The sequence below is a fragment of the Bacillus sp. FSL R5-0593 genome (assembly GCF_038603755.1).
In the GTDB taxonomy this organism is placed as follows: Bacteria; Bacillota; Bacilli; order Bacillales; family Bacillaceae; genus Bacillus; species Bacillus velezensis.
This window is the reverse complement of sequence record NZ_CP152011.1, coordinates 3534157-3546858: the sequence shown is the minus strand read 5'-3', so window position 1 is coordinate 3546858 and position 12702 is coordinate 3534157. Positions and strand designations below refer to the sequence as shown.

Here is a 12702-nt window from a genome sequence, read left to right as displayed (position 1 = left end):
AATAAAGTGAAAGAATCAAGCAGCGGTGCAAAGTAAGCGCTTACTCAGAGGTCGCATGTATGTGATGAAAATGAAGAAGGAAGTATGCGGCTCTAAAACGGCTATTAAAAGGTCCTCTTAAAGGAGCGGTGCAAATGAAAAGCTCAAAAAGTCTGTATTGGAAACTGAGTGCTTATTTCTTTTTTTTCTTTTTTACTTGGTCTTCCAGCTATTCTTTATTTGCGATTTGGTTAGGGCAGGAAATCAATTTAAACGGATCAGCGACAGGCATTATCTTTTCTGTAAACGCCGTATTTGCTCTCTGCATGCAGCCTCTTTACGGTTTTATCTCTGACAAATTGGGGCTGAAGAAAAAGATATTGTTTATGATCAGCTGTCTTCTCATATTCACGGGTCCGTTTTATATCTTCGTCTATGGGCCGCTTTTACAATACAACGTCTTTCTTGGCGCCGTTGTCGGAGGCTTATATTTGGGAGCCGCTTTTTTGGCGGGGATAGGCGCGATTGAAACGTACATTGAAAAGGTCAGCCGTAAATATGATTTCGAGTATGGAAAATCGAGAATGTGGGGCTCGCTGGGCTGGGCGGCGGCTGCATTTTTTGCAGGGCAGCTTTTCAATATCAATCCCAATATCAACTTTTGGATCGCGTCTGTTTCCGCCGTCATATTAACGGCCATTATCATGTCCGTGAAAATTGAAATGACCGATCATGAGAAAAACAGAGCGGATTCGGTCCGGTTAAAAGATGTGGGGCGGCTCTTTTTACTAAGAGATTTCTGGTTTTTTATGATGTACATTATCGGGGTGACTTGCATTTACGGCGTATATGATCAGCAGTTCCCGATCTACTATGCGTCTTTGTTTCCTTCAGTGTCGATGGGTAACCAAGTATTCGGCTATCTTAATTCATTCCAGGTGTTTTTGGAGGCCGGCATGATGTTTCTTGCGCCTTTTATCGTCAATAAGTTCGGGGCGAAAAACAGTTTGATTTTAGCGGGGTTTTTAATGGCTTTCCGCATCGTCGGGTCCGGAATTGCAGTTGAGCCTGTAGGCATTTCATCAATGAAACTCATCCACGCACTGGAATTGCCGATTATGCTGATCGCCGTTTTTAAATATTTGGCTGCCAATTTTGATACGCGTCTGTCGTCCGTCCTTTATCTCGTCGGTTTTCAATTCGCATCTCAGGCAGGCGCGTCGATTCTGTCGCCGCTTACGGGAGGATTATATGACAGTGCGGGGTTCCGTCAAACCTATCTCATCATGGGAATCGTCGTCTTTGGTTTTACCGTCATCTCCATATTTACTTTATTGGGCCCGAAACAAAACAGCAGGCGTGTCCAGCGTCTGCAAAAAATCGGATAGAGAGGATGTTACAAATGGATAGAATTCAGCAGGCGGAAGAAGCTTTGAAGGAAGCCGAGGGTAAAGTGAAACAAAGGTATCGATTGGGGTACCATATTATGCCCCGGGCGAATTGGATCAATGATCCGAACGGGCTTATTCAGTTTAAAGGAGAATACCACGTCTTTTTTCAGCATCATCCGTATGATGAGCATTGGGGGCCGATGCATTGGGGACATGTAAAAAGTAAAGATCTCATTCATTGGGAGCACCTGCCGGTTGCCTTAGCTCCGGGCGATGCATTCGACCAAAGCGGCTGTTTTTCGGGAAGCGCGGTCGATGATCATGGAAGATTAGCCCTCATCTATACAGGACATAATATAATTGATCAAGAGAAAGACCTATTCTATCAAACTCAAAATATCGCTGTCAGCCAAGATGGAACCGTGTTTGAAAAGCTTCAGGAAAACCCTGTTATTGCGGAACCGCCGGAAGACAGCGCCCGTCATTTCCGCGATCCGAAAGTATGGAAGCATCGCGATGTTTGGTATATGGTCATCGGCAACTCTTCAAAAGAAAACGTCGGACGGGTCGTTTTATACCGTTCACCTGATTTGCGTGATTGGGAATACGCGGGGGTTCTCGCCCAAAGTGACGGTAATCTCGGCTATATGTGGGAATGTCCTGATTTCTTTGAATTAGGCGGCAAGCATGTCCTGCTGATTTCGCCCCAGGGGATCGAGGCGGACGGTGATTCATATCAAAATTTACATCAAACCGGTTATTTAATCGGTGACTATCATGATGAAACAAACAAATTTACACACGGTGCTTTTAAAGAACTGGATCACGGCCATGACTTTTACGCCGTGCAAACATTATTAGATGATAAAGGACGCAGAATTGCCATCGGCTGGATGGATATGTGGGAATCTGAGATGCCGACAAAAGCGGACGGATGGTGCGGTGCATTGACTTTGCCGCGAGAACTGACTTTGCGTGATGATCATAAACTTTTGATGAATCCCGTGGAAGAAACCAAGCAGCTGCGGAAAATGGAATACCGGGAATGTGCCGGACGATCGCTTTCAGGGAGTTACTTGGCAAAGACGTCCGAAGACCTGCTTGAAGTCCGGGCCGTGTTTGATGTGAACGATTCCGATGCCGAAACGGCAGGTTTTAAGATTCGCGGCCTTGATGAAGAAGAACTTGTGCTGACATACAATCTAACGGATAAAAAGCTGACGCTTGATTGCACCAAGATGGGGAAAGCGAAAGACGGTGTGAGAAGGGTGCAGACGGATACAAACGGCAAGCTGGCGCTGCGTATCTTTATTGACAGATCCTCGATTGAAGTATTCGCCAATCATGGAGAAACAACGATGACAAGCCGTATCTATCCGAATGAAGGCAGATTGGGGATTGAGCTGTTTTCTGAGAAAGGCGCCGTAAAAGTTGAGGAATTCACCTATTGGACGTTAAAAGATATTTGGAAAAAAAGCTGAAACGGGTGATTACCGCTTTTTCTGCAGTGATTGAAAATGTACCGAGCCGGGGGCAGTCCGCCTGAAATGAGTTTTTTGTGAAAATCAATGCCGGTAAACGATGCAGGATTATGCTGCATGAGGACGCTGCATAATCCTGTTGTGCATTATCAAAAAAGAGTTGCTTTCTGCGCGTTTCTTTATTATAATATAAAGGTATCTGATTGAAAAAACGTGCGCTCGTAGCTCAGTTGGATAGAGCGGTGGTTTCCGGTACCACGTCTGTCGGGGGTTCGAATCCCTCCGAGCGCGTCCAATACGTTATAACCCCGTCATATCAACGTTTTCCGACGGTCCGTTAAGCGTTAAGTGTACGAAAAGTGTCCGAAAGGACGCGAACCGGTAAAGAACGGGCCTGGCTTTAATCGGTCGGCTCGCTTCTCCTAAAACGAAATAGTCCGATTCAGCAAACGTAACCTCGCGGATAAATAAATCCGGGAGGTTTTTTGTTATGGCGGTTTTAAAGCGGAGGCAAGGCGTCAGGAATCGGCGCGAGACTGACGGAATAGTGAAGAACTTCAAAGCGGTGAAGACCGTTCATGAAGCGTTGGAAATCGTTTGCGAATTATATGTAACGGAGAACTATCGCGATAGAACGATCAATGATTATCGGAAGTATTGGGCCGAATTCACGGAGGTAGTCGGTATCATGCCGTCTGATAACGTGACGGACCTCACGGAAGATCATCTGCGGTCTTATATTACAACGATGCTAAACATACGAGATCTTTCGTCTGTAACGATAAATATCCGTTTAGGCGGCATAAAGTCGATCCTTAGCCGAATGACTAAGCGCGGACTTCTAAACGAGAATCCAGCGAAAAGAGTAACGAAGCTGCAAGTCGATGAAAAGACAATAAAAATGCTCACGGATAGTCAAGTGCGGCGTTTCTTTAAAATGATCGATAAAGATACGTTTCCGGGCTTTCGCGATTATGTAGCGTTCCTTATTGCGCTGAAGTGCAGGCTTCGCTCGAATGAGCTTGAAGGACTCAAGCCGGAAGATATCGACTTTGACAACCTCGTTATTATGCTGCCGGGCGCCGTCAACAAGAACCGTAAGAACAGAATGGTACCGATGACTGAACAGGTCGCGGAAGAGTTGCGGCAATTACTAACGGAAATGACGGAGTATTTCGGTACTTTTACGCATGTTTTCGTTAATCAATACGGAGAGAAGATTGCGAAAGATCACTTGCGGAAGAGAGCTGCGAAGTACGGGGAAATGGCGGATTTAAAAAAGGAATGCCGACCGAGCCTTCACAGCTTACGACATTCCTTTGCGATTAACTATCTGAGAAACGGCGGTGATATACGTTCCCTACAAAAAAATAATGGGGCACGCTGACCTCGCTTCTACAGAAATATATCTCGATTATGTAGACGATATCGTAATCGAGCAATACAGAAAAGCAAGTCGAAACGACACGTTAAAGATTTAAAAACAAAAAAAAGAACGCCATCCAGCGGAAATAAATCCGAAAGAAAGAACGTCCTAGCCTACGTCTATTATATCGGAAAGCTAAATTCCCCGAACTTCACACGCTACAGATACCGGATGGCACAGTATTATCAAGACCTAAATTATAAAAATCCTCAAAAATAAAGGAAAGCATAAATCATATATTATACATGACTAATATGTGATTTCCTTTTATTCAATTAAAGCGTCCTTTTCTGGAATAAGACTGATAGTAAGACCATCTTCAAAAAGTTTCCTTCAATACACAAACTGAACAAAATTAGTTAATCCAATGGGAAGGTCGTTGTATATGAGAGGGGAATGTTGTCTTTACATCACCTTTAGCCGAATTAATTTGCATTTGAGTTAAAAACATACTCGTAGATAAGTCTGCTCCCCTTAAATCAGTATCACGCAAATCAGCGCCAATAAAATCAACACCTCTTAAATCTGCATTCCTCATATCTGCAGCAATTAAATATGCTCCCCTTAAATCTAACGCCCTTAAATCTTTACCTCTTAATTTTTTGCCAATCCAATCGGCTCTTTCGTAATTATAATTCTTGGCATTTTTAGTGTCAGGTAACTTTGAAATTAAGCTTTCCCGAATATACTCGCTGGTTTCCGAAAGCAATTTGTTTAATGGAAATCTGTACACCACTAGATCAAGAGATAATAATTCTTCAGCATCGAGTTTTGTTAAGTTCTGCAATTCTTTTAACTGCACACTCAATTTATCAGACAAAGCATGGGGAATGTCATACGACAAGGCTTCTGCCGTGTACGCAATCATTTCATGTATTTGTTCCATGATCGGAAACACTCGGAACATTTTTTCTCTAATTTCAGGATTATCTCGCCAACTTTGACCTTTAAAAGTAATTTGAGAAACAACTTGTCCAGAACCTAAACAGTCAAACACTGTACAGCCCTTAAAACCTTTCTCTCGTAAGTTGCTGTGAATTTGACAACCATAATCAGATTGTAAATTAACACAAGGTGCACCTGCTGGCTTGTTAATTGGAAAATCGCTTGATGCTACAATATTAAGCGCTGTGCAGCAAAGTCCAAAGCACTTCGTACAATCAGCCGTTAAACTTTCTCTAATATTTTTGGCTGTTTCATTATCCATTTTTATACCCTCTTATCTTTAGTTAAATAACTTTTGAGTTTAATATACAAGATTCCTAAACAATCTTGATTGTTAAATAATAAATACCTTGTCAACTAGAACTTTTTGTAGACTTCTGCTACGCTACTTTTAATTGGTTTCAAAAATCTTTGTTCATGCTCTAGTCGCTTAACTTTCCGCTTTAATGACTCGATAATCACATCTTTATTATTTTCGTTCATTTCATACTTAACTTGCTTTGCAGAGGGGCTTTTTATCTCGTTTTAAAGCTATTAACGAAAGTTTCTCCGTCGTTCTCCACATTAACAATAAGCTTGGCACTTTCACTGATACGCTGAGCAAGTGCTTTTTGCGCTTTTCCCTCGAAACTGTATAAAAGGACTGAATAAACATCGTTTAATTCTTCCCGCAACGAATTCATTTCGAACTTTGGTTTAAGGTTTTTTCGAACCGTCTCAAGTTTAGTATTTGCCACTTGCATCATACCTGCTTTTAACATTTGACGCTGCAGCTGTTTTCGCATTGGATCATCTTTATGTTCTAAAAGGTTATCTAACGTTGGCATTGCTTTGTCACTCCTATAATCTTAGCCAATTGGCAAGCATTTGATCTTTTTCCTCAAAGTCGTCGGCGATTTTATTCAAGAAACCGCCTATTTCCTCAAGGTCTGTAATCGCTGCCTGTAGTGAATCTATGAATGATTGTTCAGCTTGTGTGTCGTAAAATATCGGTCCTTTATCGTAAGATTGGGCTATATCCTCTAACGTATTTGTTACATCCTGTGAATTAAGCTGATCATAAAAGCCATGCCCAACTTGACCGTGAAATTCCGTTTTCAGCTCGGCGATTTTTTCATCGTGCTCCTGATAGGCGTTCTGCGCTTCTTTTTTCATCGTCCGCAAATCCTCAGTCATAGCCTGCACCTTTTCAGCCAGCTTCTTTGCGTTTGTCGGCGTTACTTTTATCGCGTCTCCGCTTCCGATCGCACCGGCCGGCAGAAGAGCGCCGAGGTTTTTGTCAAAGACTAATTCATCTCCGTTCGGATTTGCGATAGTTCCGTTTCTGTCGAACACGAAATTTGCTTCGTTTAAGCCGTGTGTATCCGGATTTCTCAGAATGACGGTAGTGAAGAAATAAGCGAGATTCTTGCTGATCTGCTCGTTTAAGTTCCCATCAAGCCGCTGCTTCCGGCTGAACTGTGAGAGCGAGGGGTTTTTCGTGTAAATTGTGGTCCCGTTGTGGCGGTCGTATTCGTTCCAATAACCCGCCCCGACCATGTCGTCCGGATTGATAATTGACCGGATGTAAGGATCGTAAATGCCGCTGTTGATGTCTTTCTGTGTTTCCTCATCGTGCAGTTTCACGACGCAAGGACTGTTAAACGCGACGGCATACACATCATTATTCACCGCGCTGTATTCGGCCTCAGCGCCGCCGAGTGAATGGCCGGTTGTTGAAATAATCGTTGACGTTCCGGCATACTTTTTCTTTACGCTGCGTACCAGCTGATCGGCTTGATCGATTTGCGATGTTTTCGTTATCAGCTTATACTTTCCGGTTGTGAGCATGGCGTCTTGAGAGGGCGTTCCATTGTATTTTCCGAGTGTTTTCGAGGTATCCTCCGCGTCTTTTTTTACAATATAATACACTTCTTTTTTCGGGTTATTTCCGAAAACAATATTGCCGCCGTCCGCTTTTACGCCGTCATTGATCGGGTCTTTTCCGATATCGGTTCCTGCAAATGCGACGACCACGTTTTCAGGGTTTTTTGATTTTACCCATTTTCCGTTTTTGGACTTGATGCCTTTTGAGAATACAAAGGCATCAAGACCCGTATCAGAATCCTGCTTCACTTTCTCAACGTACCAATATGACGTCTTACTTATTTTATAAGGAGTTTTATATTTCATATGCAGGGCTAACATTTTATAATTGTAAGCTGCTTGACTCAAACGGTAATATTCTTTATCTGTGACATTAGAGACGGTTATTTCTTTTCCTTTTGGCATATATACATCACCTTTCTTATATTGTAAAATAGTTCCGAAAGGATGATACGCATGAGAAAATACATTATTATCCTAATTGTTATAATTATAGCAGTGGGAGGTTTTTTCGTGAAGCGTCAATATGATAAACATAAAAACGAAGAAAAACTTGTGATTGAGGCGCAAGAGCACATGAAGAATTACTTAAAAAAAGACTATAAAAATGTACAGGAAGTTCATTTTTCAAAAGACTACAATATCGATCCGACAGGCGGAGTTGAAGTTTCAGGCTACATAAATAATAATAAAGAAAAAGAATTTTCCGGTATATATGATCCGACGAACAAGGAGATAGGTATTTCAGTGGTCAATGCCGAAGAAAGGTAAAATACCCACCTCAGGGATGAGTGGGTATTTATTTTGTTTAATTATCTTACAAAATTCGTGATATGTTTCTCATACAGTTCAAACCTATTCCTGAGACCAATCGCCTCTACCGTCTCATTTGTCGAGGTATCCCTGATATTAACGGTACAAATATCATGACAACTCAACGATAGGAAAAACGTCAGATCAGCATTTCACTCGCTTTAAGTTCCAATCTTAACTTGTCAGCAACAATCGCGATGAATTCTGAATTGGTTAGCTTTGCTTTTGACATGCTGAAAGTATATCAAGTTTTCGCTCATTTCGTTTACTTAAGAACGACAGTTATTTATAGGAAAGGGTTGATTTCCAAATGAAAAAGAAAAACTACATAATTATCCTTATTTTAATAATTATAGCAGTTGGGGGACTTTTTATGAAGCATCAGTATGATCAAAAGGAAAAAGAGATTGCGTTATTCGAAGAAGCCCAGAATCATATGGAAAAGTTTTTAACAACGAACTATAAAAATGTGAAAGATATCCATTTTTCTGAGGGTTACTATATTAACCCAATGGGCGGTATTAGTGTTAAGGGTTATACTAACGGAAAAAAAGAGTTTGAAGGTCTATATGACCCAGGCAATAAAGAAATATTGTCATATACGGTTGATGCCGAACCAAAAGAAGAATGTAAAGATAAACTTTGTACAAGATAAATTAGCCTGCTCAATCGAGCTGGGCTAATTTTGTTGTATTGTTCTTCCTCTAATCTCCTCGACATAAAACAAATTTTCCATAGGTACATTTAATCCTCTGTTAATAATGAATAGTGTTGTGATATCATATCTTGTATTTGTTTTAAATCTGCTTATCGTAACCTCAGTAGAACCAACTAAATCAGCCAAATCCTTTTGGCTTTGAATTCCCTTCTCCTTCATAACTTCATTAAATCTAGATCTGACTATAAACTTTTTTAGAAATTCACACACCCTTCAGGCTAGTCTAACTAACGCTTATATAAAAGTAATCTCGATCACTGATATTTGATACATTGATGTTTTTTTAGACATGTACAACACTCTGAGGTTGATGTAAATTTAATCTAAGAAAGGATGAGTCTGTGAAGAAATACATGGTTGTCCTGATATTTGTAATAACTATAGCGTCAGGAAGTATCTACATGAAGTACCACCATGATAAAAAAGAAGCAGAGCAAGAACTTTTTAACCAAGCGAAAAATAAAATGGAAAGCTATATAAAAGCTAATTACAAAAATATAAAGCAAATTACATACATTAACGATTATAAAATAAATCCTATGGGTGGTATTTCCGTGAAGGGGTACTTGAATGGTAATAAGGAAAAAGAATTTTTCGGACTTTATGACAAAACGAATGATGAAATAGGAGTTTCGTCAGTCGATGCAGAAGAGAAACCCGAATGTCAGGAAAAAGAATGTGAATACTAAAAGACGCAAAATAAAGAAGTTCTCTTGTTTGCCGGTTTATATGATCCGCTGTGAACATTGAAGAAAAACTTTAAGTCGCCTAAATAGCGTCTGTTTTTGTATGAATTAATGCACCGGATGTCACCACCATTTTTCCAGTCCGCGAGCTTCATCATAACTCATGGAAAGTATGAGTTCTATGAAAAAATATATTATTATCTTCATTATCTTAATAGCAGCCGGAGGTTTTATAATGAAGAGTATGAATGATAAAAATGTTCAGGCTGAAGAGATAAAGATTGCTCAAGAACGAATGGAGAAATTTATCAAATCGAATTATGAAGGCATACATAACGTTACATTTAAAGATAAATACGAAATAGATCCAATGGGCGGGATAGAGGTATTTGGCTATTACAACGGTGATACATCGAATAAATTCGATGGTATTTACGATAAGGCAAATGACAAGATCATGGGGCACTCAATAGACGCTGTAAGAAAGAATGCAGAGATAAAGATTGCGATTACTAAGAAGACGCTCGTCTGGCGTTTTTTGATATATGAGTATACAGCAAATGAAAAAGACAAGGGTTTCGGCATGTGCCGCCCTTGTCTTTTTTTATTGAACACTGAAAAACATAACCGGAACAGCTCATTATTTGACAGTCCATTTTAACAGCGTTACAATTAAACATGTAAATAGTTACATGTTTAAATAAACATAATATCTCGGGAGGTGATACGTCCTTGAATGAACCTTCTTTAAAAAAGTCATTTATGAGTCAGTGAACCGCATCATTGATCCCGAGCACGTGTATTTCCGCACTGTGCCTGTGTTTGAAACAAGCAGCGAGGCATATCAGCATCTGCAGGACCGGCTGTTTATCGGGGCTGCGGTCAGATTGCCGGATGACATTCGGTTAGATATTTATGAAGTTCAATAATAAGATGGAGAGTGAGTCAACATGGAAAACTTTATCGGAAGCCATATGATTTACACGTATGAAAACGGCTGGGAGTATGAAATCTATATTAAAAATGATCATACCATCGACTATCGGATTCATAGCGGAATGGTGGGCGGCCGCTGGGTGCGCGACCAGGAAGTGAATATCGTCAAACTGACAGAAGGCGTATACAAAGTGTCATGGACTGAACCGACAGGCACAGACGTTTCCTTAAACTTTATGCCGAATGAAAAACGGATGCACGGAATTATTTTCTTCCCGAAATGGGTGCATGAGCATCCGGAAATCACGGTGTGCTACCAAAATGATTACATTGACGTGATGAAAGAGTCACGTGAGAAATATGAAACGTATCCGAAATATGTCGTTCCCGAGTTTGCGGATATTACGTATCTCAACAATGCGGGAATCAATAACGAAGCACTGATTTCAGAAGCGCCGTACGAAGGAATGACCGATGATATCCGTGCGGGAAAATTAAAATAAGAGAAAAAACCCGGCAGCTTGGCCGGGTTTTTTGTATCCTTTTACGACAGGGTTTTGGTCATGATAAAGTCGACTTGCTTATCATCCCCCATATAAAAAGAGTGTTCTCCAGTTTGGACAAACCCCATTTTTTGATAAAAGGCGATTGCATTTTCGTTTTTTTCCCATACGCCCAGCCAGATTTTCTTTTTATTGTGTGCTGTTGCGATTTTCACAGCTTCATTCAGCAGATATTTGCCAAGCCCGTGTTTCTGGTGGTTTTTTCTTATATAAATTCTCTCAATCTCAAGAGAATCTTCACCCATTTTTTCTGATTGTGCTTCGTTCATGTTGACTTTTACATACCCCGCAAGGTCATCATGATAATAAACAAAATAGAATTTAGAAGACAGATTGGATAATTCCTTTTTCAGCTGTTCAGAGCGGAATGCATTTTCCAAATAAGCTTTCATATTTTCTGGTGAATTTTGATCCTTAAATGTATCATTGAATGTTTCAATGCTTATCTCCCGGAGCTCTGTTATATCGTTAAGGCTGCACTTTTTTAATTGAATACTCATGGTCATACAGCTCCTTTCTTCATTTATCATATCAGCTGATTTTTTGTTGTATTTGCAATGAAAATACCGTATAGTAAACATACCGTAATTTTGTTGTATTTGCAACATAAAATAAGAAAATGAGGACGATAAAGTGAAATATGTTTTTTATGTTTTAGGAATCATGATCTTGACCTTTGGTATTTCTGTCACGATTCAATCAGATCTTGGAACGTCTCCTTTTGATGCGCTTATTGTGGGATTATCCGTCCATGCAGGGCTTACCGTGGGAAGCTGGGAAATCATCATCGCTTTCCTGTTAATTTGCTGTAATTCAATGTTAAAAAGACAAAGACCGGAATTTACAGGGATGATTACGGCGTTTATAACGGGAATCGGGATTGATATGTGGCTTTTTTTCCTGCACCGAATCATAACGCCTGAACCATGGTACGGAAAGGCGGGCTGTTTTGCAATCGGTTTAGTTGTGATAGGGATAGGAACCGCAACCTATCTGCACACAAATTTCGCCCCGATCCCGGTTGATCGGTTAACGTTAATTGTCCGCGAATTAACCGGGAGAAGCATCTTTTTTTCAAGAACGGTCATTTACTTCATATTTTTCATACTGGCCGTGATGCTAAAAGGTCCGGTAGGCATCGGAACGTTATTAACAGTTTGTTTAGGAGGGGTCATTCTCCATTTCTTTATGCCGATTACCGGAAGATGGATAGACGGCATATTAACAGCATCTCCAAAGCAGGAAGAAACGAAAACCCGGTAGCGGGGGTTTTTACCCGATTCTATCATTTTTCATTTCATCCGCATGTTCAAGGTATAATAAAAAAGGGGGAGGGATTTTTATGAGCGGTCAAAGAAAGCTCGTTTTTTACGGAGCTGTCAGCGCAGATGGCTACCTTGCGCGGGAAAATCACTCTTTAGATTGGTTAATCGGAACTGAAGGTGAAGACGGCACCGATTATGAAGCTTTCTATGAATCTGTCGATACGATCATCATGGGCAGAAAAACATACGAGGACATATTGGTTTTATTGCCTGAGGAATTTCCGTACAAAGGTAAAGAATGCTATGTGTTTTCGCGGACATTGACCGGGGGCACTGAACATGTGCGGTTTATTCATGAAGAGCCTGCCGATTTTATAAAAGCATTGAAACGCCGAGAAGGCAAGCGGATTTGGATTGTCGGCGGGAGTGATCTGCTGCACCCGGTTTTGGAGGAAAAACTTGTCGATGAGTTTATCATTCAGATCGCACCCGTTCTGCTCGGCCGCGGAATTTCTTTGTTCAAACCCGGAGACCGGGAGACAGGTCTGAAGCTGACTGATGTCAGGCGCTATAAGCAATTTGCGGAGTTGCATTATGAAGTGAGATGAAAACGAAACGCCAAGGGAGCCGGCT

At 40.9% G+C, this 12702-nt stretch carries 15 protein-coding genes, 1 tRNA gene and 2 pseudogenes; 12 read left to right on the top strand and 6 right to left on the bottom strand.

The genetic code is table 11. The features are described from left to right. Positions 1 to 134 precede the first annotated feature (134 nt). From NYE36_RS17660 to NYE36_RS17645, 4 genes are all read left to right on the top strand, one after another. Positions 135 to 1367 carry an MFS transporter gene (locus NYE36_RS17660; RefSeq protein WP_094032515.1) on the top strand — a complete coding sequence of 411 codons (1233 nt, stop codon included), beginning with the start codon at positions 135 to 137 and terminating at the stop codon, positions 1365 to 1367. 14 nt (positions 1368 to 1381) lie between these two features. Continuing rightward, positions 1382 to 2851: a glycoside hydrolase family 32 protein gene (locus NYE36_RS17655; RefSeq protein ID WP_094032514.1), complete on the top strand. Its 1470-nt coding sequence runs from the start codon at positions 1382 to 1384 to the stop codon at positions 2849 to 2851. A gap of 215 nt (positions 2852 to 3066) precedes the next feature. Continuing rightward, a tRNA-Arg gene (locus NYE36_RS17650) sits at positions 3067 to 3142 on the top strand. A gap of 199 nt (positions 3143 to 3341) precedes the next feature. Then, the gene (locus NYE36_RS17645; RefSeq protein WP_233162009.1) at positions 3342 to 4238 is read left to right on the top strand and encodes a site-specific integrase; all 897 of its coding nucleotides are present in this window, start codon (positions 3342 to 3344) and stop codon (positions 4236 to 4238) included. A gap of 394 nt (positions 4239 to 4632) precedes the next feature. Here NYE36_RS17645 and NYE36_RS17640 read toward each other — a convergent pair whose 3' ends face one another. The 3 genes from NYE36_RS17640 to NYE36_RS17630 all read right to left on the bottom strand — a co-directional run bounded on the left by NYE36_RS17640 (position 4633) and on the right by NYE36_RS17630 (position 7493). Next, the gene (locus NYE36_RS17640) at positions 4633 to 5484 is read right to left on the bottom strand and encodes a pentapeptide repeat-containing protein (RefSeq protein ID WP_080130127.1); all 852 of its coding nucleotides are present in this window, start codon (positions 5482 to 5484) and stop codon (positions 4633 to 4635) included. A 253-nt stretch (positions 5485 to 5737) separates the two neighbouring features. Next, the gene (locus tag NYE36_RS17635; RefSeq protein WP_094032513.1) at positions 5738 to 6049 is read right to left on the bottom strand and encodes a hypothetical protein; all 312 of its coding nucleotides are present in this window, start codon (positions 6047 to 6049) and stop codon (positions 5738 to 5740) included. Between the two features lie 13 nt (positions 6050 to 6062). Further along, positions 6063 to 7493 carry a lipase gene (locus NYE36_RS17630; protein WP_241457702.1) on the bottom strand — a complete coding sequence of 477 codons (1431 nt, stop codon included), beginning with the start codon at positions 7491 to 7493 and terminating at the stop codon, positions 6063 to 6065. Between the two features lie 51 nt (positions 7494 to 7544). Between NYE36_RS17630 and NYE36_RS17625 the strand changes: the two genes are divergently transcribed. After that, complete coding sequence (locus tag NYE36_RS17625; RefSeq protein ID WP_012118522.1) at positions 7545 to 7859, top strand: DUF1433 domain-containing protein; 315 nt, start codon at positions 7545 to 7547, stop codon at positions 7857 to 7859. A 181-nt stretch (positions 7860 to 8040) separates the two neighbouring features. Here the strand turns inward: NYE36_RS17625 and NYE36_RS17620 are convergent. Beyond that, positions 8041 to 8145, bottom strand: a pseudogene (locus NYE36_RS17620) (sporulation transcription factor Spo0A); the annotation flags it as partial. Between the two features lie 66 nt (positions 8146 to 8211). Here NYE36_RS17620 and NYE36_RS17615 point away from each other — a divergent pair. Continuing rightward, positions 8212 to 8556, top strand: a complete 345-nt coding sequence (locus tag NYE36_RS17615) for a DUF1433 domain-containing protein (RefSeq protein ID WP_069007617.1) — start codon at positions 8212 to 8214, stop codon at positions 8554 to 8556. Between the two features lie 24 nt (positions 8557 to 8580). On the opposite strand, the gene NYE36_RS17610 is transcribed toward NYE36_RS17615, so the two are convergent. Then, positions 8581 to 8778 (bottom strand): helix-turn-helix transcriptional regulator, encoded by a 198-nt coding sequence (locus tag NYE36_RS17610; protein WP_076982867.1) that lies wholly within the window; start codon positions 8776 to 8778, stop codon positions 8581 to 8583. Between the two features lie 242 nt (positions 8779 to 9020). On the opposite strand from NYE36_RS17610, the gene NYE36_RS17605 reads away from it, so the two are divergent. The 4 genes and pseudogenes from NYE36_RS17605 to NYE36_RS17590 all read left to right on the top strand — a co-directional run bounded on the left by NYE36_RS17605 (position 9021) and on the right by NYE36_RS17590 (position 10744). Further along, positions 9021 to 9308: a DUF1433 domain-containing protein gene (locus NYE36_RS17605; protein WP_025285326.1), complete on the top strand. Its 288-nt coding sequence runs from the start codon at positions 9021 to 9023 to the stop codon at positions 9306 to 9308. Between the two features lie 178 nt (positions 9309 to 9486). Next, positions 9487 to 9821, top strand: a pseudogene (locus NYE36_RS17600) (DUF1433 domain-containing protein). A gap of 254 nt (positions 9822 to 10075) precedes the next feature. Then, entirely contained in the window at positions 10076 to 10234 is a 159-nt protein-coding gene (locus NYE36_RS17595) for a DUF3237 family protein (protein ID WP_007407401.1), read from the top strand. Between the two features lie 21 nt (positions 10235 to 10255). Next, positions 10256 to 10744: a phenolic acid decarboxylase gene (locus NYE36_RS17590; RefSeq protein ID WP_007407400.1), complete on the top strand. Its 489-nt coding sequence runs from the start codon at positions 10256 to 10258 to the stop codon at positions 10742 to 10744. 41 nt (positions 10745 to 10785) lie between these two features. Here the strand turns inward: NYE36_RS17590 and NYE36_RS17585 are convergent, their stop codons facing one another. Further along, the gene (locus tag NYE36_RS17585) at positions 10786 to 11304 is read right to left on the bottom strand and encodes a GNAT family N-acetyltransferase (protein WP_061047055.1); all 519 of its coding nucleotides are present in this window, start codon (positions 11302 to 11304) and stop codon (positions 10786 to 10788) included. A gap of 133 nt (positions 11305 to 11437) precedes the next feature. Between NYE36_RS17585 and NYE36_RS17580 the strand changes: the two genes are divergently transcribed. Beyond that, entirely contained in the window at positions 11438 to 12067 is a 630-nt protein-coding gene (locus tag NYE36_RS17580) for a YitT family protein (protein WP_094032512.1), read from the top strand. A 79-nt stretch (positions 12068 to 12146) separates the two neighbouring features. After that, positions 12147 to 12677, top strand: coding sequence for a dihydrofolate reductase family protein (locus NYE36_RS17575; protein ID WP_015240641.1), 531 nt, complete (start codon positions 12147 to 12149; stop codon positions 12675 to 12677). Positions 12678 to 12702 lie beyond the last annotated feature (25 nt).